This is a genomic window from Caballeronia sp. LP006, from assembly GCF_031450995.1.
Taxonomy (GTDB): domain Bacteria; phylum Pseudomonadota; class Gammaproteobacteria; order Burkholderiales; family Burkholderiaceae; genus Caballeronia.
Map to the genome: position 1 here is coordinate 255,396 of NZ_JARTVW010000005.1, position 24,172 is coordinate 279,567.

Here is a 24,172-nt window from a genome sequence, read left to right on the forward strand (position 1 = left end):
GCAATGACGCATCGCATCACGCAGGACGGACTGAGCGAGCTGGAGCAGGAAATCGCACGCGCGTCGTTCGGGCCGGAGGCTGTCGTCGAGGAAGAATCGCCGGAGGAACTCGCTGCGCGGACCATCGCGGAACTCGCGAACATGGCGGGCAATCCGCATATCGACGCCTGGCGCGACAAGCTCGACGCCCTCAAGGCGCGTACCGCGATCGCCAAGCCGCTGCGTCCGTGCGGACGTCTCACGCGCGCCGCCGGCCTCGTGCTCGAAGCGGTCGGCCTGAAGATGGGCGTCGGTTCCGAATGCATGATCGAACTGCCGCCGGGCAGCGCCATTCCGACCGCCGAAGCCGAAGTCGTCGGCTTCGCGGGCGACAAACTCTTTTTGATGCCGACCACGGAAATGGCCGGCCTCTTGCCCGGCGCGCGCGTGTATCCGCTGGAAAGCGCGCCGATCAACGATCCGATGGCAGGCGCGAAACGTCTGCCGGTCGGCTGGGAGATGCTCGGCCGCGTGGTCGATGCATCCGGCCGTCCGCTCGACGGACTCGGCCCGCTCGGCGCAAAAGTCGATGCGCCGTTGTCATCGCCGGTCATCAACCCGCTGAATCGCGAGCCGATTCACAAAGTGCTGGACGTCGGCGTGCGCGCAATCAATTCGCTGCTGACGGTTGGACGCGGTCAGCGCATGGGCCTGTTCGCGGGCTCGGGCGTCGGTAAATCGGTGCTGCTCGGCACGATGGCGCGCTACACGAGCGCGGAAGTGATCGTGATCGGACTGATCGGCGAACGCGGCCGCGAAGTGAAGGAATTCATCGAACAGATTCTGGGCGAAGACGGTCTCGCGCGTTCAGTCGTCGTGGCCGCGCCGGCCGACGTTTCGCCGGTCCTGCGCATGCAGGGCGCGACTTACGCGACTTCGCTCGCCGAATATTTCCGCGATCAGGGCAAGCATGTGTTGCTGCTCATGGATTCGCTGACCCGTTACGCGATGGCGCAGCGCGAGATCGCACTTGCGATTGGCGAGCCGCCCGCGACCAAGGGTTACCCGCCGTCGGTGTTCGCCAAGCTGCCCGCGCTCGTCGAGCGTACCGGCAATGGCCCGGAAGGCGGCGGTTCGATCACCGCGTTCTACACCGTGCTCACCGAAGGCGACGACCAGCAAGATCCGATCGCCGATTCGGCCCGCGCCATTCTCGACGGCCATATCGTGCTGAACCGCTCGCTTGCCGAGGCGGGACATTATCCGGCTATCGATATCGAACAGTCGATCAGCCGCGCGATGACCGCGCTCATCGACGACAAGCATCTCGAACACGTGCGCCTTTTCAAGCAGATGCTTTCGCGTTATCAGCGCAATCGCGACCTGATCAACGTGGGCGCGTATTCCAGCGGCCGCGATGCCCTGCTCGACCGGGCCATCGCGCTTTATCCGCGAATGGAGTCGTTTTTACAGCAAGGCTTTCGCGAGCAGGCGAATTTCGAACCGAGTCTTGATTTATTGCATCAACTTTTCAACTAGTATTTGCAGCCGCACCTATATTTGTCATAAGTTATTAAAAAAACCGCGCGACCACAGAGACCAACTCGTCCATGTCAAAGAATCTGCCGATCAACACCCTGATCGAACTCGCTCAGGAAGAACTCGACGCCGCGACCAAGAAGCTGGGCAAGCTTCAGCAGGAGCGCAACGAAATCGAGGGGCAACTCAATTCGCTCGTGACGTATCGCGACGAATATCACGCGCGTTTCACGGCGTCGGCGCAGCAAGGCACGACGGCGCAGACGCTGCGTAACTTCCAGGCGTTCGTCGACACGCTGGACTCGGCGATCGCGCAACAGCGCACGTTGCTCGTGATGGCCGACCAGCGCATCGAGGCGGCGAAGCCGGAATGGCGTCTCAAGAAGCAGAAGGTCGGCAGCTACGAGGTGCTCGCGGCGCGCGGCGAGGCGTTGCTCGCCAAGAAGGCGGCGCGCGTGGAACAGCGCGAATCGGACGAGCACGCGGCCAAGGTGCTGCGCATGCGCGCCGAACGCGCCTGAATTTAACTACCGGACTTTTTCGAGGTAACGCATGTCCTCCGTTTCTTCCATCGGCGCGCAGTCGGGCGTTTCGTCATCTTCGGCTGCCAAAAAGCGTGCAGCGGACGCAGGCGCGTCGTTCGGCCTGACGCTGCAGAGCATGACCGACAAGGCCAATGCCGACGCACAGGCAGCCAAGGCGCTGGCGGCGTCGTCCTTGTCCTCGTCCACCGCGGCCAAGTCGAGCGTGCATGACGTGCCGAAGTCCGACGACACCGCGAGCGCCAGCAAGTCGGACGACGCGAGCGACGTGAAGAAGAGCGATAGCGCGAAAGACACGCAGGCGTCGTCGTCGGCCGACAAGAGCGGCAAGACGGATTCGACGAAGGAGGCTTCGAAGCCTTCGGGCAAGACCGAAACGGCGGATGCGTCCAAGCCTGCCGCCCCGGCAAAGCCCGCGAAAGCGACGGATGCCGCCGATGCGGCCGAGCGCGCGGACGCCGCCGAAGCTGCGAATACCACCGTGTCCGACGTGACCGATGCGGCCGCGACGGCCGCTGCATCGACGGATGACGACAAGACCGCGACCGGCGACACGCACAAGAGCGGCGACGCCAAGTCCGCGCAAGATGCGCTGCAGGCCGCGCTCGCCGCGATGAACAACGTGCCGGCGAATGCCGTGCCGATGAACGCGGCGGCATCGGTGCATGCGGGCGCGGGCGCGGCCACGGGCGCTGGAAAGAGTGACGAGGCGCCGGGCGGCATGGTCGGCGAAGGATCGAAGGGTAATCGCTCGGGCGGCCTGCTCAACGCGCTCGCCGGCGATGCCAGGGACAACGCGGCGCCGGCCACGACCGCGGCACTGGCAAGCGATGCGGCAGCGGTTCAGGCCGCGCTGACCCCGCAAGCCGATGCGGGCAGCGCGGCGTACAAAGCCATCTCGCAGCAAGCCGATGCAGCGGCGCGCGCGGTGGCGATGCAATCGGCATCGGCGGGGTCGGCGGTATCGAGTGCGCAAGGCGAGATGACGGCGGCGACCAGCGCGGCGATTGCGCCGCACGTCGGCGCTGGCGGCTGGGACGATGCGTTCAGCCAGAAAGTCGTGTTCCTCTCGAATTCGCAGCAACAGAGCGCGGAGTTGACGCTCAATCCGAAGGATCTCGGCCCGTTGCAGGTCACTCTGCAGGTTTCCGAGAATCATGCGCACGCGCTCTTCGTGTCGCAGCATGCGCAGGTGCGCGAAGCGGTCGAAGCCGCGATGCCGAAGCTGCGCGAGGCGATGGAAGCCAATGGTATCAGCCTAGGCTCCACCAGCGTTTCGGATGGATTCGCGCGCCAGTCGTCGCAACAGGACCGCGGCGAGGGCCGCTCGTCGTCGGGCAACGGACGCGGCGTGGGCGGTGTTGGCGGCGTCGGCGTTAGCGATTCGGGCGTGGCAAGCACGGTGACGATGCCGGTGCGGCGCACGGTCGGGTTGGTGGATACGTTTGCTTGATGACTTGACGGGACAAGCGGTGCGTTAGCCGTTTGGCGGCGGCGCGCCTTTCCTCGCCGCAAAAAGCAGCTTTAGGCCCTTCGAGGCGTAAAGCTGCTTTTTTGTTGGTGTCCACGCGGCGATCAGACCACCTCAAAGCACGAGAATCACCACCCGCGCCGCCCGATGCCCCGTAAAACCGCTGTCGCGCCGCGAATCTTTAACCCACGAGTTAGCCCCAAATCCCCCCTCTTTTCGCCCCATCGCTCAACGGCGTTATAGCCAACAATTCAACCTATCGAAAGAGGGCAAGAATTCATGGCTACCACCACTGCAAATCCGAAAGACATCGTTCCCGCGAAGAGCGGCAAGCTCAAGAAGACTCTGATCATCGCCATTGGCGCGGTCGTTCTGCTGGGTGCTGGCGCCGGCGGCGCTTACTTCATGCTCGGCAAGCAGCCTCACGGCCCCGCCAAGCCCGCACCGGTGCCGCCGCCCGTGTTCTTCCCGCTCGATTCGCTGACCGTCAACCTGCAAGCCGACGACGGCATCATGCACTACCTGCGCGTCGGTCTGTCGCTCAAGCTCGCGGACGAAAAGGCTCAGGTGCAGATCACCGAACGCATGCCTGAGATCCGCAGCCGCGTGCTGATGCTCATCTCCGGCAAGCACCCCGAAGAGATGGCGACCGTCGAAGGCAAGCGCAAGCTCGCCGACGAACTGCGCGAAGCCGTCGAGAAGGCCGCCAGCGCGCCGGATCATCCCGCCCACGTCGAAGAAGTGTTGTTCACCGAATTCGTCGTGCAGTAAGCCCGCGCACCAGATTCAAGGAAACGGAAAAGAGTCATGGGCCACGAAGAGTTCATGTCGCAGGAGGAGGTCGATGCCCTCCTCAAGGGCGTCACCGGCGAAGTCGATCAGGTCTCAGACGACAGCAAGCCCGCCGGCGTTCGTCCTTACAACATCGCGACGCAGGAACGCATTGTCCGCGGCCGGATGCCCGGCCTCGAAATCATCAACGACCGCTTCGCGCGCCTGTTGCGCGTGGGCATCTTCAACTTCATGCGGCGTTCGGCGGAAATCTCCGTCGGCCCGGTGAAGGTGCAGAAGTACAGCGAATTCACGCGCAATCTGCCGATCCCGACCAACCTCAACCTGGTCCATGTGAAGCCTCTGCGCGGCACGTCGCTGTTCGTGTTCGATCCGAACCTCGTGTTCTTCGTGGTCGACAACCTCTTCGGCGGCGACGGGCGTTTCCATACGCGCGTCGAAGGCCGCGAGTTCACGCAGACCGAGCAACGCATCATCCACAAGCTGCTCACGCTGGTATTCGAGCACTACTCCGCTTCGTGGAAGAGCGTGCGTCCGCTGCAGTTCGAATTCATGCGCTCGGAAATGCACACGCAGTTCGCGAACGTGGCGACGCCGAATGAAATCGTCATCGTGACGCAGTTCACCATCGAATTCGGTTCGACGGGCGGCACGCTGCATATCTGCATGCCCTACTCGATGATCGAGCCGATTCGCGATCAGCTCTCCTCGCCGATTCAGGGCGAAGCGCTCGAAGTGGATCGCCGCTGGGTGCGCGTGCTCTCGCAGCAAGTGCAATCGGCGGAAGTGGAACTGACGGTGGAACTCGCCGAGATCCGTTCGTCGTTCGAAAGGCTGCTCAACATGCGCAAGGGCGACGTGCTGCCGATCGACGTGCCCGAGCATGTCGTCGCCAAGGTGGACGGCGTGCCGGTGATGGAATGCGGCTACGGAATTTTCAATGGTCAATACGCGCTGCGCGTGCAGAAAATGGTCAGCGCGTCGGACAACATGAAGGAAGGTGGATATGAGTGATCTCTTGCAGGAAGGCACACTGCCCGGCTCAACCGGCGTGGGCGACATGAAGGCGGAAGAGTTGTCGATGGACGACTGGGCGAGCGCGCTCGCTGAGCAGAACGGCAACGAAACGCCTGCCGTGGCCAGCGCGGGCGTGTTCCAGCCCTTGTCGAAAGCCGCGGCGCCTTCGACGCGCAACGACATCGACATGATTCTCGACATCCCCGTGCAGATGACGGTGGAACTCGGCCGCACGAAGATCGCGATTCGCAACCTGCTGCAACTCGCGCAGGGTTCGGTCGTGGAACTCGACGGCATGGCGGGCGAGCCAATGGACGTGCTCGTGAACGGTTGTCTTATTGCGCAAGGCGAAGTGGTCGTCGTGAACGACAAGTTCGGTATTCGCCTGACCGACATCATCACGCCGTCCGAACGTATCCGGAAGTTGAATCGATGAAACGCTTTGCCGCCGTCCTGATTGCCTTCGTGCCTGCGCTGTCCCGCGCAGCCGATATGAACGCCGTGAACCACGCCGCGCAGATCGCTTCGAGCGTCGGCGCGGGAAGCGCCGTGCCGTCGCTCGGTTTCGGCGCGGTGTTGCAGACGCTGTTCGGTCTCGTCATCGTGATCGGCTTCGTGTTCGGTTGCGCGTGGCTCGCTCGCAAGTTCGGCTTGCAAGGCGGCAGGAAAGGCGGCCTCGTGAAAGTAGTGGGCGGCGCGTCGCTCGGCAACAAGGAGCGCGTGGCGGTCGTCGAAATAGGCGATACCTGGCTCGTGCTCGGCGCGGGGCCCGGCAACGTGCGCTTGCTGCATACCATGCCCGCCGGATCGGCGGAAGCGGACGTAAGCGGCGAACCAACGCCGTTGGCCGCGCAAACGTTGCAAGGCAGTTTTGGTCAGCGGTTTCGCGATGCCCTCGCCGGTGAAGCGAACAAGCGTCTTCAGAAGTTCGTGGGCGGGAGCAAGTAATGCAGGTCAGTCGTAACATCGTGCGCGGCGTGAAACTGGCGCTGCCGGTCGTGATCGCCTTGTTGCCGGTCGCGGCGCTCGCGCAAAGCACGGCGGGTCTTCCCGCCTTCAATACCAGCCCCGGCCCGAACGGCGGCACGACGTACTCGCTCAGCGTGCAGACGATGTTGCTGCTGACGATGCTCTCGTTCCTCCCGGCCATGGTCCTGATGATGACGAGCTTCACGCGCATCATCATCGTGCTGTCGCTCTTGCGCCAGGCGCTCGGCACGACGAGCACGCCGCCTAATCAAGTGCTCGTGGGCCTCGCGTTGTTTCTCTCGTTTTTCGTGATGTCGCCGGTGCTCGACAAAGCCTACACCGACGCATACAAGCCCTTCTCCGACGGCACCATCGCGATGGATCAGGCCATGCAGCGCGGCGTCGCGCCCTTCAAGCAGTTCATGCTGAAGCAGACGCGCGAAGCGGATCTCGCGCTCTTCGCCCGCATCTCGAAGGCCGCGCCGATGAACGGTCCGGAAGACGTGCCGCTGTCGCTGCTGGTGCCTTCGTTCGTGACGAGCGAACTGAAGACGGGGTTTCAGATCGGCTTCACCATCTTTATTCCGTTCCTCATCATCGACGTGGTGGTGGCGAGCGTCTTGATGTCGATGGGCATGATGATGGTCTCGCCCACGACGATAGCGCTGCCCTTCAAGCTCATGCTGTTCGTGCTCGTCGATGGCTGGCAGTTGCTGATCGGCTCGCTTGCGCAGAGCTTCGTTTCGTAACGTTATCGTTTCTATTGAGGTTGCTGGAATGACACCCGAATCGGTCATGGCCATCGCGCATCAGGCGATGTATGTCGCGTTGCTGCTGGCTGCCCCGCTCTTGCTGGTCGCGCTCGTCGTGGGTCTGGTGGTAAGTCTCTTTCAGGCGGCCACGCAGATCAACGAATCGACGCTCTCCTTCATTCCGAAGCTGATCGCCGTGGCGGTGACGCTCGTGATCGCGGGACCGTGGATGCTCACGACCATCCTCGATTACATGCGGCACGTGTTCACCATCACGCCTGCGATCACGGGCTGATTCGTTCGATGTTCTCGGTTACTTATGCGCAACTGAACGGCTGGCTCACGGCGTTTCTGTGGCCGTTCGTGCGCATCCTTGCCTTGATGGCCACCGCGCCGGTGCTGAACCATATGGCGTTGCCCACGCGCGTGAAGATCGCGCTGGCGGCCTTCATCACGCTGATCGTCGCGCCCACCTTGCCCGCCATGCCCGACGCCACGGTGTTCTCAGCGGCGGGCGTGTGGATCATCGTCAATCAGTTCCTGATTGGCGCGGCCATTGGCATGACGATGCAAATAGCCTTTGCCGCCGTCGATGCGGCTGGCGAGTTCATCGGACAGCAAATGGGCCTCGGTTTCGCGATGCTTTACGATCCGCGCGCGGGTGGCAATGCCGTGGTGGTATCGCGCTATCTCAACACGCTGGCGATGCTGGCGTTTCTCGTCTTCGACGGGCATCTGCAACTGATCGCCGCGCTGATCACGACCTTCCAGAGCGTGCCCGTCGATGTCAATGTCGTGGCGTCCGCTTCGCATGCGCAAGGTTGGCGGGTGATGGTGGGTTATGGCGCTTCGGTTTTTTCCACCGGGTTGTTGCTGTCGTTGCCGGTCGTGGCGGCGCTTCTTATCGCCAATCTCGCGCTCGGCATTCTGAATCGCGCGGCGCCGCAGATCGGCATCTTCCAGGTGGGTTTTCCGGTCACCATGCTCGTCGGCTTGTTGCTGCTTCAGTTGATGGTGCCTAATTTGATGCCGTTTTTTCAGCGGATCTTCGAGGCGGGGCTGGGACAGGTGGGAAGGATCGCGGGCTCGATGGGTTCTTGACGCGTCATTGCCCGCATCGTGGCTCACGGTGCGCGCATGCACGGCGCAACGTGCCCGACATACATGGGCCGTTCACCATACCGAACGACAGCGCCGTTGCGAATAAGGAACCAGCGGCGCTTGGCTCCCGTGTAACCGCCATAGCTGTTCTTCGCGTTGATGTCCGTGCACACGAGATAACCATAAACGGCACGGTGCTCCGTCATGTTCTCGATAGCCTGATCCTTCGTTGGCGTGGAGAAATCGCCATAGCGCGCCGACTCGGGGTCTTTCAGCGTCTTCGCCATGGCCGCCTTGATGATGTCCTGATAATTCGACGGATATTCACCGTAGTCAGCGTCCGGCTCCGGCAGCGTCGCGGCCCACTGTGCCCGCCCGGCGTCGAGTTGTGCCGTGTTCTTGCGGGCAGGCGGCGAATCCGAGCCGCTTCCACATGCGACAAACATGATTGGACATGTCATTGCACAGAGCACAACGAGCGCGCGATCAATCCTCATTTCCGTCACCCGTCTCACCAAGCAGTCGGTATCTCATGGCGCACGAATCCTCGACGTTGCACTTAAGTCCGGTGCGTCAATCATAGGCAATCGTTCCCGGCTTCTTCCACTGAAAAAACGAAAAAAAAGAGCATCGCCAAACCACACGATGCCCTTCTCGAAGTTCCCTTAAAAAACGAGAGACAAAGACCCCTTATTAGCTGAGGTAGTTGAACAACGACAACTTCTGGATCTGCGAAAACGCCTGCTGTGCCGCCGTCAACGAGTTCTGCGTGAGCTCATAAGAACTGATCGCCGAAACCAGATCGATGCTCGTCAGATTCGCAAGATCGCTGGCGGTCTGCGTCTGCGAAGTCGCCATCGACGTCTGCGTGGCCTTCACTTCCTGCTCACGGCCACCCACCACCGTCTGCGCAGACAACACGTTCGTGTAGGTGTTGTCGAGCTTGGTCGAAGCCGTCGACAACGCGTTGGTCAACGTCGCTTCCGAGGCTGGCGTGCCCGTCGGCTGCTTGAGCGCGCTGATCAAATTGTCGAGCGTCGCGAACACATCGTTGTTGCCCGATGCCGCCGGCTGCACCGTGAAGCTGTCGCCGTTCGCGGGCGCGCCGCTGACCGTCACCTTCTGACCGCCGAACGAAATCGCCGTGCCGGCCGTGTATGCGGTCGGTGTCGTCGACAGCGACGAGTCAGGCGGCGTCGCGGTCACGAGGTAGCTCGTCGAACCATCCGTCGACGATACCGAAAACGCGATCGAATACGTGCTCGCATTGTTCGCGTTGCCCGGATCGGTCGTGCTCACCTTGCTGATCGTGGCCGTGCCCGTATTGGTCGCCGATGCCGACGGTACCGCGTCGCTATCCGTGGGCGACACGCCCATGAAAATCGACGAGCCGGTGTCGCCCACGGGAATCGAGCGGCCCGAGCTGATCTGCACCGTGCGCTGGCCGGCATCGCCCGAATACGTCGTGCCTACGCCGGAAGCATTGTTCGAAAACGGCGCGGTGCCGCCCTTTAAACCCGAGAAAATGTAATTGCCTTCGCTGTCGGTCGTGTTCGCGACGCTCATCAACTGGTCGCGATAACCCTGCAGCGTATCCGCAATCGATTTGCGATCCGCGTTCGTGAGGGAGCCATCGCCCGCGCGCACGACTTGCGTCTGAATGCTTTGCAGCACGCCGCTCACGTCGCTCAAGGTCGAATCTTCCTGCTGCAACGACGAAAGCGCCGTGGTCTGATTCGCGCTGTATTGCGTGAGCGTGGCGGTCTTCATCGTGAGCTGCACGGCCTGCGCGGCACCGAGCGGGTCGTCGGAAGCGGTCAGAATGCGCTTGCCCGACGAGATCTGCTGATACATCGAGGCAAGCGAGCTCTGCTGGTCGCTCATCGAAGCGACGTTCATGTTGAAATACTGCGAACTGGATATACGCATCGCTAAATGCCTCAGTTAAAGATGCCAAGCAGCGTCTGAAACAGCGTCGAAGCCGTCTGAATCACTTTGCTGTTCGCCTGATAAAGCTGCTGATACTGCATGAGGTTCGCCGCTTCCTCGTTCAGGTTCACGCCCTGCACGGACTGTTGCGCCGATGTCGCCTGACTGAGCAGCGCCGTTTGCGACGAGCTCGTGCTCTTCAGCTGGTTCGTCTGGTTGCCGATCTGGTTCACGTAGTTCGCATAGGAATTCGTGAGCGTGTCGGTGCCGTTCATCGATTTGGTCGACACCAGGTTCGACATGGTGAGCGCGTTGCTGCCGTCGCTCGTGCCGCCCGTGTTCGGATTGATGTTGAACACGTCCGTATTGGCCGGCTTGCCGCTGATCGTCGCGCTGATGCCGTTCGACGTGACAGTGAGCCCCTTCGACGAATCGTAGGGAATGGTCGTGTTGGCCGGGTAATTCGTGGTGCCCACGGTCACCGCGACATTCGACGTGAAGCCGCCCGCCGTCGAGTTGTAAGTGAGCGCGATAGCCGAAGGCGTGCTGTAACCCGCCGCGACCGTCGCCGAGGAAATCGTGGCCGTACCGGTGTTCGCGGTCGCCGCCGATGTCACCGCGGGCGAAGCGGCCGCGATCGCGGAGCCGTTGGTCGTCGCGAGCTGGAAGTTGTCGAGCGAGGCGCGCGTCGGCTGAATGGAGAACGAGTCGCCCGCTTGCATCGTGCCCGAAGGCGTGATCTTCAGACCGTCGAACGCGTTGGGCGGCGTGAAGCTGCCGAGCGCCTTGCCGCTCTGGGTGTCGGTCACGTCGAAGCCGGTGCCGTTATAGGTGACCGTGAGATCGCTGGACGTGGGCTGCGTGGCATCGGAGAACTCGGCCGTGACCGTGCCGGTGCCCTTGTTGCGCGCGTCGGCGTAGACGGTGGGCGAACCCGCCGAGAAGAGCGCGCCGCCAGCCTGGCCGTTCAGATCGAGGCCGAGCGAGTTCTGTCCGTTCAGTTGCGCGGCAAAGCTCGTCGCAATCGCGCCGAGTTGCGCTTGCGCCGGATCGAGCGTTTGCGAGCGGAAGTCCATCAGGCCGCCAACCACGCCGCCCGACAACGCGCTGGTATCGAGGTATTGCGTCTGCGCGGCGGTCGGCGTCGTGCCGTCCTTGCTCTTGAACGCGACCGTCAATTCGCTCGGGTCAGTCGGCGATGTCACCGTCTGCAATGCCGAAGCCGTGCCGCCGACGACGAGCGGCTGTCCGTTACCGACGAAGATGTTGTAGTTGCCATCCGTTTGCACGACCTGCACGCCGACCATCGAGCTGAGACTCGCAACGGCCTGATCGCGCTGATCCATCAACTGATTGGGCTGCTGACCTTGCGCGCTGGCGACGTTGATTTGCTTGTTGAGATCAGCGATCTGTTGCGTGTAGCTGTTGATCGACGAGACCGCGCTCGTCAGTTGCGTGTTGACGCTCGAACGCAACTGGTCGTATTGCTCGCCTGCCGAATTGAGCTGATTCGCGAGCGTCTGCGCGTTGCTCATGAGCGACTGGCGCGACGACGTGCTGCTCGCCGAATTCGCCACCGACTGCATGCCCGAAAAATAGTTGCTGATGCCGGTTGCGATACCGGTGGTCGGGTCGCCAACGAGGTTGTTCAGCTGCGAGATCAACGAGTAATAGGTGTTGGCGGCGCTGCTCGACGCGGTCGTGTTGTTGACCTGCGTGGTCAAATACTGGCTGTATTGACGCGTGACGGTAGTCGTCTGCACGCCGCTGCCGAGATAGCCGGAACCCGTGTACTGTCCCGACGACTCCTGAAACGAAGCCTTTTCGAGCGTATAGCCGGGCGTCGCCGCATTGCTGATGTTCTGCCCGGTGACTGTCAGGCCCCATTGAGCCGCATTCAGTCCCGACAGGCCGATATTGAAGATGTTGTTGGACATGCGTTGATCCTTGTCTTGGCGGCGATGGCGTCATGCAACGCCGCCGGATAGCTGCCTTGTTTATCGGCGAAGCGCCGGGAAAGTTGAGCGTTTCGGCAAACGTTCGCGGACCGGTTCTTCAACGCGGATACCGTGGACGGTTTGCTCGACTTGGGCATTATCGAGCGCGTCGTGCAAGCGCAATTTGCCGATTTGAAGGGGGTTTTGGGGCTTATTCGGATTCGATTCCGGCGGGCGCTTTTAGCTGTATCGCGACGCGAGGGAATGGAAAAAACCGGGAAACCTTGCAGCAGGACGGGCGGCGCTCAGAGCAGCGCCGCCGCGAGGGATGAAACCGATGTGAACGGCCGCCTTACTTCGCCAGCGCGCGCCGCTTCATTTCCAGTTGCGTAATGAGCCGCTGCAGCGTGTTTTCCGCCGATCCCGGCATCGAAATGAATTTGAAGCCGAGCGTGAAGCGGCGATCGCCCTTGGCCGTCGTCGATTCCCTGTGCGACACCAGCTTGATATCCACGGTCACCTTGCCGGTGGTCGTGAAGTGCAATTCGGCATCCTGAATCACGATGCCCATCTCCAGGTCGGCCACGCGTTCGTCCGTGGTTCGCAACGCGACGCCGCCAAGCGAAAGATCATGCACTTCGAAGCGAAAGCGCTCGCCATCCGGCAGCGAACCGCTGCAAATGTAGGGGTCGAGCACTGGCGCTTCGACGCGGAAATATTCGCGACGCTGCATGTAGTAAAGCACCGGCGGAAACTCGGCCTCGAAAGCGGGACGTCCGTCGAACACGGTCTCACGCGCGGCGCCCGTGGTGAATTCGAGTCGCACGCCGTCCGGCGCCGAACTGAAAATCAGCTTGGGCGCAGCCAGCACGTGACGATTCTGTTCCGCCATGCCGCCCCAGTCGAACGTAAAGCGATGTCCCGTAACATCGACGTCCAGAAGGCGCGTAACAATCTGCCCGTCGCCATATTGCGCGGTCAAAAAGTCGCCGCGATGGGCAAGGTTGCGCAACGACACACCGATCTCCAGCGGATTGCGTCGTCCAAAGTCCACGATCGGCGCAATGTCGTCGTCGGCGAAGTCCTGCATGTGATTGATATTCATTGTGCTGGCCGTATTCATTGGTCGCGTACCGTCCATTTCCGCTACGCCACGTGTCGAACCGGCTCACCTTCGAACCGGCAGTTTCTTCTTAGGGATAGCGGCAAACTGCCAGCAAAGTTTAGACAGGCAGCCCCGAAAAATATGTGGCGCGCCGTCCCTACGAGGACTAAAACGTTTGCACATGCACGAAGCAGGCCAAAGAGCGCGCATGGCTCTAAATCAACGTGTTGAGCGCCGAGCGCAAAAAGGCAGGATCGTTCCGCCGTTGACGGAACGCCTGCCTTTGTGTCGAATTCGAAAACGCTTCGTCAGGCGATCTGACGCATGATCGAGATCAACTTTTTCGCGTACTGGGGATCGGTCGCGTAGCCTGCCTTTTGCATGCCGTGCGCGAAGCCCGCGACATCGCGCGATGCCTCCACGACCGGCGCGTAACGCGGATTGTTCTTGATGACGCTCGCGTAGTCGGTGAGCGCGGCTTCGTAGGAATCGTAGGCGCGAAAGCGCTCCACGACCTTCTTCGGCTGACCGTTGACGTATTCCGTCGTCACCGAATCCACTGTCTTGCCGGTCCAGCTCGACGTCGCCTTGATGCCGAAAATGTTGTGGCTCGTCGCGCCGTTCGCGTACTTGATCTCGCGCTTGCCCCAGCCCGATTCCAGCGCCGCCTGGCCGATGATGAAGCGCGCCGGAATGCCCGTTGCCGCGCTCGCGGCTTGCGCGGGCGTGGCCAGCCGTTCGACGAACGCGTTGACCTTGTCCGAACCGTTGCCGCGCACGCCCGGATCGAGCGCGTCGGCGCCCGTGTAACCATTGCCGCTGTTGAGCGATGCGCCGCTCTTGTTGGCCTGCGCCGCGGCGTAGGCCTTGGCCATTGCGTTCATTGCGGCGATGTTGCCCGCGTTCGCGTCGCTGCTGCCGCCGCCGCCCGACAGCGCGTTCATCGCGTTCATGCCGTTTGCCGCGCCGCCCGTGGCCGACGTGTCCTTGATGCCCGCCGTGCGCATGAGCTGCTTGTACATCGCGTCCGCCACGCCAATACCCTTCGACGACATCTGCTGCGACAACTGCTGGTCGAGCATCGCCGTGAACGACTTCGTATCGTTCGACTCGAACGGGCTGTCCGAGGGCGTCGCATCGCGCATGCTCTTGAGCATCATCGTCGTGAAGACCGCATCGAACTGCTTGGCTGCCGCCTTCAAACCCTGTTGCGGCGATGCGTTGGCCTGCGCGCGCAACGCGTCGAAGCCCTGCGTATCGAGCGCGAAGCGGTTGGTCAGGTTCGACAGTCCGCCCGTCTCGGTAGATGCCAATGCCGTGTTGGCGATACCGCTCGAAGTCGAGTTCATGTGCCGTCGTCCCTTAGATGATTTCGAGGTCGGCGCGCAGTGCGCCCGCCGCCTTCATCGACTGAAGGATCGAGATCAGATCGGCCGGTGTCGCGCCGAGTGCGTTCAAGCCCTTCACCACGTCCGCCAGATTCGCGCCCGCCGAAAGCATCTTGAGCGCGCCGCTATCCTGCTTCAACTGAATCGACGATTCCTTCGCGGCGACCGTCTGGCCGTTCGAGAACGCGTTCGGCTGGCTCACCGCCGTTTTCGTGTTGATGACGACCGACAGGTTGCCGTGAGCGACCGCGCAATTCTGCAGCGTGACCATCTGATTCATCACGATGGAGCCGGTGCGTGCATTCAGAATGACCTTGGCCGCGGCTTGCGCCGGACGCACGTCGATGTTTTGCAATTGCGCCATGAACGAGACCTGTTCGCTCGCTTCGGACGGCGCGCGCAACTGAATCGTGCGGCCGTCGAGCGCGAGCGCCGTGCCCGTGCCGAACTGGTTGTTCACGGCCGCGACGATGCGCTGGGTCGTGTCGAAATCCATCTCGCGCAGTTCCATCTGCATGGTGCCGCCTTGTTGCAGCACCGTGCTCTGCACCGCGCGTTCGACGAGCGCGCCGCCGGAAATGCGGCCCACCGCGAGTTGATTGACCTGCACCTTGCTGCCGTTCGCACTTGCGCCCGCGCCGCCGACGACGAGGTTGCCCTGCGCCATCGCGTAGACCTGACCGTCCGCGCCCTTCAACGGCGACATCAGCAAGGTGCCGCCGCGCAGGCTCTTGGCGTTGCCGAGCGAGGATACGGTCACGTCGATCGCTTCGCCGGGACGCGCGAACGGCGGCAACGTGGCCGTCACCATCACGGCGGCGACGTTCTTCAACTGCATGTTCGATGTGGTCGCTGAATTCACCGTGATGCCCAGGTTGCCGAGCATGTTGGTCAAGCTCTGCGTGGTGAACGGCGTCTGCATGGTCTGGTCGCCCGTGCCGTCGAGACCGACGACGAGGCCATAACCGATCAGCGGATTGTCACGCACGCCTTGAAACGAGACGAGGTCTTTCAGGCGCTCGGCGTGCGCATGCGGAACGGAGCCGATGGCGACGACAGCAGCCGCGAGCGAGAACGAGAGGAAGCGAAGGAGCGAATTCATGATCGGTCAGAACGGCGCGACGTTGAGGAAGAAGCGCTGGAGCCAGCCCATGTTTTGCGCTTCGTCGATATAACCCTTCGCCGAATATTCGATCTTCGCATCGGCGATCTGCGTGGAGTAGACCGTGTTGCTGCCCGAGATGGTCGTCGGATTGACGACGCCCGAGAAACGCACGTATTCGTTACCCTGGTTGATGAGCATCTGCTTTTCGCCGCTGACCATCAGGTTGCCGTTCGACATCACTTCGGTGACGGTGACGGTGAGCGTGCCGCTGAACGTGTTGGCCGCGCTTGCGCCGCCGCCCGCCGTGAACTTGTTGGCGCCCGTGGCCGACAGGTTCGTGTTGTTGAAGAGGCCGCCGAAGACGCCCGGCACGGTCGGCACGGCGAACGCGCCCGTGCCGGTGCGGTTGGTGTTCGCCGCCGACGACTTCGTCGCGTTGACGTTTTCCGAGATCACGATGGTCAGGATGTCGCCGACGTTGCGCGGACGCTGATCTTCGAACAGCGGCCGGCCTGCGTAGCCCGCGTTGTAGATCGCGCCGGGCGAACGCGTGCCGATGGGCGGCTGCGGCGGACGCGCGGTCATCGGCTGCTGGATGATCGGTTCCTTCGGCACGAGGCCGCAAGCGGCAAGCGCCGCGCCGAGCGCGAGAAGCGATGCAAGGCGTGACGCGCGAACGATAGTGTTGAGTGGCGACATCTTGATGATCCGTTTAATGCTTCTGCGTCAAACCTGCATCTGGGAAAGCGTCTGCAGCATCTGGTCGGACGTGGTCACGGCCTTGCTGTTGATCTCGTAGGCGCGCTGCGTCTGGATCATGTTGACCAGTTCCTGCACCACGTTCACGTTCGACGCTTCCACATAGCCTTGTTGCAGCGAGCCCGTGCCATTCAGGCCCGGTTGCGAAACGTTCGGCGCGCCCGAGCTGCCCGTTTCGGCGAAGAGGTTTTCGCCCTTCGCTTCGAGACCGGCCGGGTTGATGAACGACGCGAGCGTGATCTGGCCGACCGTCGTGCTGGCCGTGCTGCTCGGCTGCGTGACCGAGACCGTGCCGTCCGAGCCGATGGTGATCGCGGTCGCGTTTTGCGGAATCGTGATCGCCGGATTCAATTGATAGCCGCTCGACGTGACGAGCTGGCCTTGCGCGTTGGTCTGGAACGAACCGTCGCGGGTGTAGGCGGTCGTGCCGTCGGGCATCGTCACCTGGAAGAAGCCTTGACCGTTGATCGCGACGTCCTTCGAGTTGCCGGTCTGTTGCAGGTTGCCCTGCGTGTAAAGGCGTTCTGTCGCGACTTGCTGCACGCCGGTGCCGAGCTGGCTGCCCGACGCGAGTTCGGTTTGCTGCGTGGAGTTCGCGCCCGGCTGACGCACGGTCTGATAAAGCAGATCCTCGAACACCGCGCGTGAGCCCTTGAAGCCGTTGGTGCTCACGTTGGCGAGGTTGTTCGAGATCACGTCCATCTGCGACTGCTGGGCATTCATGCCAGTCGCGGCGATATAGAGGGAGCGGTTCATGTCGTTCGTTTCCTAATGTCTTGGCTGTGCGGCTTAGCTGAAGTTCAGCAGCTTGTTCGCCGATTGTTCGTTCTGGTCCGCGGATTCCATCAGCTTGGTCTGCATCTGGAACTGGCGTGCGTTGGAGATCATCGAGACCATCGCGGAGACTGGGTTCACGTTGCTGCCTTCGAGCGAGCCGCCTGCCACGACCACATTCGGGTCCGCTTCGGCGGGGTCGCCATCGGCGGTATGGAAGAGGCCGTCATCGCCGCGCGACAGCGTCGACGGATCGGGATTCACGAGCTTCAGCTGATCCACCGTCGCGATCGCCGTGGGCGGATCGCCCGGAATCAGCGCGGACACCGTGCCGTCCTTGCCGACCGTCACTTCCGCGCCCGGCGGAATGGACAGCGGGCCGCTCGTGCCGAGCACCGGCAAGTTGTTCGCCGTGACGAGCTGACCGTTCTGATCCACGTGCAGATTGCCGGCGCGCGTGTAGGCCTCGTTGCCGTCGGCCGTTTGCACGGAGAGCCAGCCGGGTCCCTGAATCGCGACATCGAGCGGATTGCCCGTTTGCGAGATCGGGCCTGCCGAGTAGTCCGCGTTCGGCGTGGACGAGAGCACGAAAGTGCGCGTCGTGCCATCGGCGGACTGGTTCTCGAACGACATCGGCACTTGACGGAACGCCGCGAGTTGAGCCTTGAAGCCCGTGGTCGATGCGTTCGCCAGGTTGTTCGCCACGACGCTCTGTTGTTCGAGCGCCTGGCTTGCGCCGGTCATCGCGGTGTAGATCAGACGGTCCATGAATCGCTTCCTTCCTTGACTGACTTGGCGACGCTTACAGGTTGATGACCGCTTGGTCGACGGCCTGCTGCGTCTTGATCGTCTGCGCGTTCGCCTGATAGTTGCGCTGCGCGGTGATCAGGCTCACGAGTTCGCTCGTCAGATCGACGTTCGAGTCTTCCACCGCGCCGCCTTGCAGCACGCCGTGGTTGGTCGAGCCCGGAACCGCGACCTGCGCCGCGCCCGAAGCCGCCGTCTGCGCGTAGACGTTGCCGCCCAGGTTCTGCAGACCGTTCTGGTTGTTGAAGTTGGCAATCGCGATCTGGCCGAGCGACTTGGTCTGGCCGTTCGAGTAGTTGCCCGTCAGCATGCCGTCCGTGCCAACCGTGAAGCCGGTCAGTTCGCCCGTGCTGTTGCCGTCCTGATGCAGATTCGCGAGACCGCTCGTCGCGCCGTATTGCGTCGTGCCGGTGAGATCGAGCGTGAGCGACTGCGTGGTCGTGCCGCTCGGGTCCGCGCCGTTGGGAATCGTGAAGGTGTATTTCGGGCTGCTCGTCAGGTTGCCCGACGTATCGAACGTGACCGCGCCGAGATCCGACTTTTGCGTGACCGGATCGCCGTAACCCGCGAACGCCTCCCACGAGCCCGTCGCGGACTTCGTGAAGTACACCGAGACCTTCTGCGTGCCGCCGAGCGAATCGTAGGCATCGACCGAGGTCGAGGCGTTGTACGTGTTGCCGTTGGTCGGATCGAACGCGGCCTTGTCCTTCACTGCGTCCTGCGAATTCAGGTTGAACGACGCGGTGATGGTCTTCGTCGCGGTCGGCGCGATATTGGCCGTCGGCACCGACAGCGGCACCGTGCTTGCGCTGTTGACCACACCGTTCGAATCCGCCGCGTAGCCCATCAGTTGCAAGCCGGCCGAGTTGACGATCTTGCCGGTGTTGTCGAGATGGAACACGCCGTTACGCGAGTACACGGTCGAACCGTTGTTCGACAACTGATAGAAGCCGTTGCCGTTGATGGCGACGTCGAGCGCCTGGTTGGTCGTCGTGATCGTGCCTTGCGAGAACTGCTGCTGCACTTCGGACAGGCGCGTGCCGATACCGATCTGGTTGCTGACGGCGGTGGCCATCGAGCTTGCGTACATATCGGCGAATTGCGCCTGGCCTTGCTTGAAGCCGACCGTGTTCGCGTTCGCGATGTTGTTGCCGATCACGTCGAGGTCGCTCGATGCAGCGCCCAGACCGCTCAGTGCTTGTTGATAGCTCATGTGTTTCTCTCTGGAATGTCTGTTTGTTTAAAGAATCGAGGCGACGCTCGACAGTGCGACCGTGGAGCCGTTCGCGAGCTTGAGACCCGGTGCGCCGCCCGTCATCTGCACGACGCTCTGGACTTGCGAGGCCGCGAGCGTGGTCGCCGTTGCCTGCTGGCCGTTGATCGTGCCTTGCGCGGTGATCGTGTAAGTGCCGTCGGCGAGCGTGTTGCCCTTCGAGTCGACCGGCTTCCAGCCCGAGACCGGCACGACGCCTGCGCTCTGCGCGCCGAGGTCGAGCGTGTTGACGATCTGGCCGGACGAGTTCTTGACGACGACCTGAAGGTCGCTCACGTCGTTGGCGAGCTGCACGCCGAAAGTCGACGACGCGCCGCTCGATACCGACACGTTGCTGCCCGAGGCGAGCACGGTCGAACCGATGAGCATCGCCGCTTGCGTCGACTGGCCGGCGGAAAGCTGCGTGGCGAGCGAGGACAGCGACGTGTTCAACTGACCGATGCCCGACACCGTGTTGATCTGCGCGAGCTGCGAAGTCATTTGCGAGCTGTCGGCGGGGTTGGTCGGGTCCTGGTTCTTCAACTGCGTCACGAGCAGCGTGAGAAAGGTGTTCTGCAGGTCCGATGCGGACGTGCCCGAAGTCGAACTGGAGCTCGAGCTGGACGACGTCGAGGAAGCCGACGACGCGCCGTTCATGGTGTCGAGGAGCGTCTGCGACACCGTGGTGCCGTTGCTGCCGATGGTTGTGCTGGTTGTCACGTTATGTTCCTTCAGGTTCCGATGGTGAGGGTCTTGAGCATCAATTGCTTCGCGGTATTGAGCGTTTCGACGTTCGCCTGATAGGAACGCGACGCGGACATCATGTTGACCATTTCCTGCACCGGATCGACGTTCGGCAGCGTCACGTAGCCGTCCGCGTTCGCCGCCGGGTTGCTCGGGTCGTAACTGGTTTTCATCGGGCTCGGGTCGTCGATCACGCCGGTGACCTGCACGCCGCCGACTTGCTGGCCGGAGCCGCTCTTCGCGCCGCCGAGCGGATCGACCGCGAACACGACCTGCTTCGCCTTGTACGCCTGGCCGTCGGGGCCGGTGGTGCTGTCCGCGTTGGCCAGATTCGACGCGGTGACGTTCAGGCGTTGCGCCTGAGCCGACATCGCCGAACCGGCCACGCTGAAAATGTTCATCAAAGAAGGCATGGTTTTCTGGCTCCTTAACTGTTCGACGTGATCGCCGAAAGCATCGACTTGATCTGCGAACTCAACACCGTCATGCCGGCTTCGAAGTGCAGCGCGTTGTCCGCGAATTGCACGCGCTCGGCGTCGAGATCGACCGTATTGCCGTCGAGCGACGGCTGGTTCGGCACGCGATAGGCGAGGCGGCCGTAGTCGTCGCTCGAACCGCCGGATGCGGTGAGCGTCGAAGTGCCCGACATGTGGCCGCGCGCCGTGACCGCCATTGCCGCGCCAGCGCTCACGCTGACCGGCTGCGCCATTGCCAGCGTGCCGGTGCTGCTCGTGCCCGCGCTGCTCGCCGTGCCAGTGGCGCCGCCTTTCTTCAGCGCGCCGGCAAGGGCGGACGAGAAATCGACGTCGCGCGCTTTGTAGCCCGGCGTGTCCGCGTTGGCGATATTCGACGAAAGCAGTTCCTGCCGATACGCGCGGACATCGAGCGCTTCGCGGCCGAACGCGAATTCCTTGTCGAGTTTGTCTAGCATCACCGTCCTCTACAGATGTTTGGTTCGGGTCCGGCATCGCCAAGACCTTTTTGCATGACACGAATATTAGGAGCGGCGCGCAACAACTAATCCGACGAATAACCGGGAAACGGGGCCTCTATTCGACGCTTGATCGCCGCGCGGTCTATCTAGAATCTGGTTCGTGGTCGAAAGGAATGGTTTGGGAGTCGAAGCGGCTGTGATGTTCGTGGGACTTCGGGTGGATGGGCTCGGCCACCGTGGCATTGCGGCGGGTTTGTCCAGCGATGTGCAGTTGCCGTCTTGTCCGCGCCCCGGCCTGGGCAGGACGAGTCAGTCGAATGGGAGTGCCGCCGTGGAAATCGCGGCGTGTCGTTAGCGGTTTGCAGTCGCCGTCCTGTCCGCGCCCCCGCAAAGGGCAGGACGGCTCAATCGAATCAGAACGCCGTCGCGGCATTCGCGGCGCGCGAGGGAGAGAAGTAATGAGCAGGTCCGCCAGTCATTCGTCGAAGGCTCTTGCCCGCGTCGCCGCGATGGAGCGCCGCGTGCAAAAGGCGTCGTCGCTTGCGCGACGCTCGGCGGCTGGCGTGGCCCTCCTGTTCGTCGGGGCCGCTGGTTTTGGCTTTACGGCGAACGCTTACGCGCAGCAGGACGATGGTCCCATCGTCATTCCAGGCAATGCGGAGACGAATCCGGCAGCCGCGGCGGAAATGGCGAAGGGTCTCAAGACCGCGAAAGCCGCGCCCGCGACCGCGCCCGCACCGGTGGCGGCCGTTTCTCCGGCAGCAATTTCATCCGCGATGATGTCGCGCCCGAGCGGCTACGGCGATGCCAGCAAAGCCGCCGATGCCGCCATGCGCCACGCCGCGCTCGCGCTCGAAGCACGCGCCGAAGCCGCCGACGACGCCATGGACGACGCAAGCGGCATGATCGTCATTCCCGGTCCGGGCGAAGCGAAGGCGCAAACGGGCGTTGGAACGGCGCGCGCGGCGGCCCCTGCTAATCAGAATGCAGTAAGCGGCGCGATGAGCGCGCCCGTTTCCAAGGTTGCCGATGCTCTGGGCGCCGCTCAAACCGCAGCTCAATCCGTTACCGCCGCGAACGCGAATCTGCGCAGAGTCGCCTCCGTTACGCCATCGCGCGATGTGATTCCCGTGGTCGTCACCCGCGACGACGCCATTCCCGCCCGCAACGGCGCCGTGCGTCCGATCGCGGCAGGCACGACGGCGCCCGTTTCCAGCGCGGCATCGCCGATGAAGCGCGTCAGTTTCAATCCGTCCGCCGCGGCGGGAGCCGCCGCAGCGCCCGCCGCGACGACGCTGCCACAGGCGAACGCCACCGGCGCCACCGTCCAGGACGGCGAGAGCATTCGCGCGGCTGCCGTGGCTTTTCTTCAGCAACAAACCGCCGGACTGCCGGGCAAGGTCGAGATCACCGTGACGCCTGCGTTCCCGCGAGGTCTCGCGCCGTGTTCGTCGATCGATCCGTTCATGCCGACCGGCGCACGGCTCTGGGGCCGTATGACAGTAGGCGTGCGCTGCGTCGGCGAGCGCCCGTGGACGCTCTATCTGCAAGCGCGCGTGGCGATCAACGCGACTTACTACACGGCGGCGCGCGCGATCGCTCCCGGCGAAATGCTCGGTCAGGGCGATGTGGTCGCCCACGAAGGCGATATCACCGCGATGCCGCAGGCCACGGTCACCGATCCCGCGCAAGCCGTGGGCGCAATCGCGCTGTCGCGCGTGCCGGCGGGGTTGCCGCTGCGCACCGACATGCTGCGCGCCGCCAGCTCGGTTGCGGTCGGCCAGACGGTGCACGTCGTCACGGATGGCTCCGGATTCTCGATTTCCGCCGAAGGCAGCGTGATGAACAACGCCGCGCCCGGCCAGCAAGTCCGCGTGAAGACGGCCAACGGACAGATCATTACCGGCATCGTGAAGGACAGTCAGACCGTCGAGATACGGATGTAAGACGGCTTGAGGCAGATATCTGCGAATCAGGTCGTGAAAGACAGTAAGACCGTCGAGATGCGTATCCGAAGGTGGCTCTTTTCGGCTCTGCCGCGTTCGGACGAATCAGTCTGAAAGAGCCGCTAGAGCCCTTATGTGGGCCAGACAACAGTTTGTTTCACTTTGTTGCAATTGCTCTGACGCCCGCCCCGTAAGGCTTTGCGGGCGACGAGCGAGTCGATGCCCCGTATGGGTCCCCCGGTTGGGTAAAGTTTCCAAACACCCCCGCCGATAAAGGACTCAACAAGTACGGGAATAGACATCGTGAAAATCGAATCGAACAGCAACATCGCACTGGCTGGAATTCAAGACGCTACGCAACGTGCATCGCAAAACGACGCCAAGAGCGCTTCTAGCGTGGCGCAAGCCGGCACGACCGCCGCGCAAAACTCGAAAGTGAGTCTGTCATCGCTGTCGTCGGGTCTGCGCGCGTCGAACAGCGCCGACGTCGATACGGCGAAAGTCGATTCGATCAAGGCTGCACTGCGCGACGGCAGCTACAAGATTGACGCCGGCAAGATCGCCGACGGCATGCTGAGTTCCGCGCGCGACATGCTGCAAACCAGAACCGCGCCCGCTGGCGCCTGAGTTCTCTCTCCGCCGCGCCCGCTTTCGCTTCGAAAGCAGACGCGCAACGGAACCGGAATTCGACGGCGGCAGGCGCATTGTGAAACCCGCGTTTTTTTAGCGAGCTGCAATGAGAGACGCCCTGCTGTCCACCGTTACCGAAGAAGTCGCCGCCGTTCTGGCGTTCGAAGCCCTCCTCGCCCACGAGGAAAAAGCGCTGATCGCCGCGCAGCCGCTCGAAGCGCTGCCTGGAATCATCGAGAACAAGACCGAGTTGACCGAGCGCATCGCCGCGCTCGAGAAAGATCGCGACGCGCATTTGCACGCGCTCGACCTGCCGGGCGGTTTCGCCGGCATGGAAGTCGCCGCTCAGGGCGATGCGCGCATCGCCGAGCAATGGGCGTTGTTGTGCGCCGCCGCTCGCCGTGCGCGTCAAGGCAACAACAACAACGGCGTGTTGATCCGCACGCGCATGGAATACAACCGCAAGGCGCTCGCCGCGTTGCAGGTTGCGCCGTCGAAGGCGGGCTTTTACGGGCCGGATGGGCGGTTGCCGGGAGCTTGAGGATTTGTTGGAGGGTTGCATTTGCCGGATGCGCTTTCGGGCCGGCGCGGCTTGCTCCGCTGGCATTCGGTAAACGACAGCCGTTCTTTTCAACGCTTTCCCGGGCTCCTTGTCTCGATCGGGGCGCACGTCGCTTGCGCTCCTGGCTGGCGGCCGAGG

26 protein-coding genes are annotated in these 24,172 nt (G+C 62.7%); 13 read left to right on the plus strand and 13 right to left on the minus strand.

The window, feature by feature from the left end:
- Positions 1–3 precede the first annotated feature (3 nt).
- From fliI to fliR, 10 genes are all read left to right on the plus strand, one after another.
- Positions 4–1,518 (plus strand): flagellar protein export ATPase FliI, encoded by a 1,515-nt coding sequence (gene fliI, locus P9250_RS17870; protein WP_250466294.1) that lies wholly within the window; start codon positions 4–6, stop codon positions 1,516–1,518.
- 71 nt (positions 1,519–1,589) lie between these two features.
- Positions 1,590–2,039 carry a flagellar export protein FliJ gene (gene fliJ, locus P9250_RS17875; protein WP_244826537.1) on the plus strand — a complete coding sequence of 150 codons (450 nt, stop codon included), beginning with the start codon at positions 1,590–1,592 and terminating at the stop codon, positions 2,037–2,039.
- A gap of 31 nt (positions 2,040–2,070) precedes the next feature.
- Positions 2,071–3,513 (plus strand): flagellar hook-length control protein FliK, encoded by a 1,443-nt coding sequence (locus P9250_RS17880; protein WP_310394398.1) that lies wholly within the window; start codon positions 2,071–2,073, stop codon positions 3,511–3,513.
- Between the two features lie 297 nt (positions 3,514–3,810).
- Positions 3,811–4,302: a flagellar basal body-associated protein FliL gene (fliL, locus tag P9250_RS17885; protein WP_244826542.1), complete on the plus strand. Its 492-nt coding sequence runs from the start codon at positions 3,811–3,813 to the stop codon at positions 4,300–4,302.
- 36 nt (positions 4,303–4,338) lie between these two features.
- Positions 4,339–5,337, plus strand: a complete 999-nt coding sequence (gene fliM, locus P9250_RS17890) for a flagellar motor switch protein FliM (RefSeq protein WP_244826543.1) — start codon at positions 4,339–4,341, stop codon at positions 5,335–5,337.
- A 46-nt stretch (positions 5,338–5,383) separates the two neighbouring features.
- On the plus strand, positions 5,384–5,776 hold the full coding sequence (gene fliN / locus P9250_RS17895) for a flagellar motor switch protein FliN (protein WP_244828135.1): 393 nt from the start codon (positions 5,384–5,386) through the stop codon (positions 5,774–5,776).
- A complete protein-coding gene (gene fliO / locus P9250_RS17900; protein WP_244826544.1) occupies positions 5,773–6,288 on the plus strand; it encodes a flagellar biosynthetic protein FliO in 516 nt (171 codons plus the stop codon). The genes fliN and fliO overlap by 4 nt, the downstream gene beginning before the upstream one ends.
- On the plus strand, positions 6,288–7,058 hold the full coding sequence (gene fliP / locus P9250_RS17905) for a flagellar type III secretion system pore protein FliP (RefSeq protein ID WP_244826545.1): 771 nt from the start codon (positions 6,288–6,290) through the stop codon (positions 7,056–7,058). Before fliO ends, fliP begins: the two co-directional genes overlap by 1 nt.
- Before the next feature lie 28 nt (positions 7,059–7,086).
- A complete protein-coding gene (fliQ, locus tag P9250_RS17910; RefSeq protein WP_310394400.1) occupies positions 7,087–7,356 on the plus strand; it encodes a flagellar biosynthesis protein FliQ in 270 nt (89 codons plus the stop codon).
- A gap of 8 nt (positions 7,357–7,364) precedes the next feature.
- Positions 7,365–8,162: a flagellar biosynthetic protein FliR gene (gene fliR, locus P9250_RS17915; RefSeq protein ID WP_250526378.1), complete on the plus strand. Its 798-nt coding sequence runs from the start codon at positions 7,365–7,367 to the stop codon at positions 8,160–8,162.
- Positions 8,163–8,185: 23 nt separating this feature from the next.
- On the opposite strand, the gene P9250_RS17920 is transcribed toward fliR, so the two are convergent.
- The 13 genes from P9250_RS17920 to flgB form a co-directional block, all read right to left on the minus strand.
- Positions 8,186–8,608, minus strand: coding sequence for a hypothetical protein (locus P9250_RS17920; protein WP_250466040.1), 423 nt, complete (start codon positions 8,606–8,608; stop codon positions 8,186–8,188).
- A 247-nt stretch (positions 8,609–8,855) separates the two neighbouring features.
- Positions 8,856–10,091 carry a flagellar hook-associated protein FlgL gene (gene flgL, locus P9250_RS17925; protein ID WP_244826549.1) on the minus strand — a complete coding sequence of 412 codons (1,236 nt, stop codon included), beginning with the start codon at positions 10,089–10,091 and terminating at the stop codon, positions 8,856–8,858.
- Positions 10,092–10,102: 11 nt separating this feature from the next.
- Positions 10,103–12,028 carry a flagellar hook-associated protein FlgK gene (flgK, locus tag P9250_RS17930; RefSeq protein WP_244826550.1) on the minus strand — a complete coding sequence of 642 codons (1,926 nt, stop codon included), beginning with the start codon at positions 12,026–12,028 and terminating at the stop codon, positions 10,103–10,105.
- 352 nt (positions 12,029–12,380) lie between these two features.
- Complete coding sequence (locus tag P9250_RS17935) at positions 12,381–13,169, minus strand: flagellar brake protein (RefSeq protein ID WP_370652046.1); 789 nt, start codon at positions 13,167–13,169, stop codon at positions 12,381–12,383.
- 272 nt (positions 13,170–13,441) lie between these two features.
- Positions 13,442–14,482, minus strand: coding sequence for a flagellar assembly peptidoglycan hydrolase FlgJ (gene flgJ, locus P9250_RS17940; RefSeq protein ID WP_244826552.1), 1,041 nt, complete (start codon positions 14,480–14,482; stop codon positions 13,442–13,444).
- Positions 14,483–14,495: 13 nt separating this feature from the next.
- On the minus strand, positions 14,496–15,623 hold the full coding sequence (locus P9250_RS17945) for a flagellar basal body P-ring protein FlgI (protein WP_244826553.1): 1,128 nt from the start codon (positions 15,621–15,623) through the stop codon (positions 14,496–14,498).
- A gap of 6 nt (positions 15,624–15,629) precedes the next feature.
- Entirely contained in the window at positions 15,630–16,325 is a 696-nt protein-coding gene (locus P9250_RS17950) for a flagellar basal body L-ring protein FlgH (RefSeq protein WP_244826554.1), read from the minus strand.
- A 27-nt stretch (positions 16,326–16,352) separates the two neighbouring features.
- Complete coding sequence (gene flgG, locus P9250_RS17955) at positions 16,353–17,141, minus strand: flagellar basal-body rod protein FlgG (RefSeq protein ID WP_244826555.1); 789 nt, start codon at positions 17,139–17,141, stop codon at positions 16,353–16,355.
- Between the two features lie 33 nt (positions 17,142–17,174).
- On the minus strand, positions 17,175–17,927 hold the full coding sequence (gene flgF / locus P9250_RS17960) for a flagellar basal-body rod protein FlgF (protein ID WP_244826556.1): 753 nt from the start codon (positions 17,925–17,927) through the stop codon (positions 17,175–17,177).
- A gap of 34 nt (positions 17,928–17,961) precedes the next feature.
- Positions 17,962–19,179 carry a flagellar hook protein FlgE gene (gene flgE / locus P9250_RS17965; protein WP_244826557.1) on the minus strand — a complete coding sequence of 406 codons (1,218 nt, stop codon included), beginning with the start codon at positions 19,177–19,179 and terminating at the stop codon, positions 17,962–17,964.
- 27 nt (positions 19,180–19,206) lie between these two features.
- A complete protein-coding gene (locus P9250_RS17970; RefSeq protein WP_250466045.1) occupies positions 19,207–19,938 on the minus strand; it encodes a flagellar hook assembly protein FlgD in 732 nt (243 codons plus the stop codon).
- Between the two features lie 11 nt (positions 19,939–19,949).
- Positions 19,950–20,375 (minus strand): flagellar basal body rod protein FlgC, encoded by a 426-nt coding sequence (gene flgC / locus P9250_RS17975; protein WP_244826559.1) that lies wholly within the window; start codon positions 20,373–20,375, stop codon positions 19,950–19,952.
- 14 nt (positions 20,376–20,389) lie between these two features.
- Positions 20,390–20,893, minus strand: coding sequence for a flagellar basal body rod protein FlgB (flgB, locus tag P9250_RS17980; protein WP_244826560.1), 504 nt, complete (start codon positions 20,891–20,893; stop codon positions 20,390–20,392).
- A gap of 461 nt (positions 20,894–21,354) precedes the next feature.
- On the opposite strand from flgB, the gene flgA reads away from it, so the two are divergent.
- From flgA to P9250_RS17995, 3 genes are all read left to right on the plus strand, one after another.
- Positions 21,355–22,842 carry a flagellar basal body P-ring formation chaperone FlgA gene (flgA, locus tag P9250_RS17985; RefSeq protein ID WP_310394409.1) on the plus strand — a complete coding sequence of 496 codons (1,488 nt, stop codon included), beginning with the start codon at positions 21,355–21,357 and terminating at the stop codon, positions 22,840–22,842.
- A 303-nt stretch (positions 22,843–23,145) separates the two neighbouring features.
- Positions 23,146–23,469, plus strand: coding sequence for a flagellar biosynthesis anti-sigma factor FlgM (gene flgM / locus P9250_RS17990; RefSeq protein ID WP_244826562.1), 324 nt, complete (start codon positions 23,146–23,148; stop codon positions 23,467–23,469).
- A 109-nt stretch (positions 23,470–23,578) separates the two neighbouring features.
- The gene (locus P9250_RS17995; protein WP_250466048.1) at positions 23,579–24,013 is read left to right on the plus strand and encodes a flagella synthesis protein FlgN; all 435 of its coding nucleotides are present in this window, start codon (positions 23,579–23,581) and stop codon (positions 24,011–24,013) included.
- Positions 24,014–24,172 lie beyond the last annotated feature (159 nt).

Bases quoted from the DNA above. Each gene is read 5' to 3' on its own strand.
- flgL (WP_244826549.1), bottom strand. From the start codon at position 10,091: ATGCGTATATCCAGTTCGCAGTATTTCAACATGAACGTCGCTTCGATG.
- P9250_RS17880 (WP_310394398.1), top strand. From the start codon at position 2,071: ATGTCCTCCGTTTCTTCCATCGGCGCGCAGTCGGGCGTTTCGTCATCT.
- flgF (WP_244826556.1), bottom strand. From the start codon at position 17,927: ATGGACCGTCTGATCTACACCGCGATGACCGGCGCAAGCCAGGCGCTC.
- fliL (WP_244826542.1), top strand. From the start codon at position 3,811: ATGGCTACCACCACTGCAAATCCGAAAGACATCGTTCCCGCGAAGAGC.
- P9250_RS17995 (WP_250466048.1), top strand. From the start codon at position 23,579: ATGAGAGACGCCCTGCTGTCCACCGTTACCGAAGAAGTCGCCGCCGTT.
- fliP (WP_244826545.1), top strand. From the start codon at position 6,288: ATGCAGGTCAGTCGTAACATCGTGCGCGGCGTGAAACTGGCGCTGCCG.
- fliJ (WP_244826537.1), top strand. From the start codon at position 1,590: ATGTCAAAGAATCTGCCGATCAACACCCTGATCGAACTCGCTCAGGAA.
- flgJ (WP_244826552.1), bottom strand. From the start codon at position 14,482: ATGAACTCGACTTCGAGCGGTATCGCCAACACGGCATTGGCATCTACC.
- flgK (WP_244826550.1), bottom strand. From the start codon at position 12,028: ATGTCCAACAACATCTTCAATATCGGCCTGTCGGGACTGAATGCGGCT.
- P9250_RS17950 (WP_244826554.1), bottom strand. From the start codon at position 16,325: ATGTCGCCACTCAACACTATCGTTCGCGCGTCACGCCTTGCATCGCTT.
- fliR (WP_250526378.1), top strand. From the start codon at position 7,365: ATGTTCTCGGTTACTTATGCGCAACTGAACGGCTGGCTCACGGCGTTT.
- fliQ (WP_310394400.1), top strand. From the start codon at position 7,087: ATGACACCCGAATCGGTCATGGCCATCGCGCATCAGGCGATGTATGTC.
- P9250_RS17920 (WP_250466040.1), bottom strand. From the start codon at position 8,608: ATGTTTGTCGCATGTGGAAGCGGCTCGGATTCGCCGCCTGCCCGCAAG.
- fliO (WP_244826544.1), top strand. From the start codon at position 5,773: ATGAAACGCTTTGCCGCCGTCCTGATTGCCTTCGTGCCTGCGCTGTCC.
- fliI (WP_250466294.1), top strand. From the start codon at position 4: ATGACGCATCGCATCACGCAGGACGGACTGAGCGAGCTGGAGCAGGAA.
- flgC (WP_244826559.1), bottom strand. From the start codon at position 20,375: ATGCCTTCTTTGATGAACATTTTCAGCGTGGCCGGTTCGGCGATGTCG.
- fliM (WP_244826543.1), top strand. From the start codon at position 4,339: ATGGGCCACGAAGAGTTCATGTCGCAGGAGGAGGTCGATGCCCTCCTC.
- P9250_RS17935 (WP_370652046.1), bottom strand. From the start codon at position 13,169: ATGGACGGTACGCGACCAATGAATACGGCCAGCACAATGAATATCAAT.
- P9250_RS17945 (WP_244826553.1), bottom strand. From the start codon at position 15,623: ATGAATTCGCTCCTTCGCTTCCTCTCGTTCTCGCTCGCGGCTGCTGTC.
- flgA (WP_310394409.1), top strand. From the start codon at position 21,355: ATGAGCAGGTCCGCCAGTCATTCGTCGAAGGCTCTTGCCCGCGTCGCC.
- fliN (WP_244828135.1), top strand. From the start codon at position 5,384: ATGAAGGCGGAAGAGTTGTCGATGGACGACTGGGCGAGCGCGCTCGCT.
- flgG (WP_244826555.1), bottom strand. From the start codon at position 17,141: ATGAACCGCTCCCTCTATATCGCCGCGACTGGCATGAATGCCCAGCAG.
- flgB (WP_244826560.1), bottom strand. From the start codon at position 20,893: ATGCTAGACAAACTCGACAAGGAATTCGCGTTCGGCCGCGAAGCGCTC.
- flgE (WP_244826557.1), bottom strand. From the start codon at position 19,179: ATGAGCTATCAACAAGCACTGAGCGGTCTGGGCGCTGCATCGAGCGAC.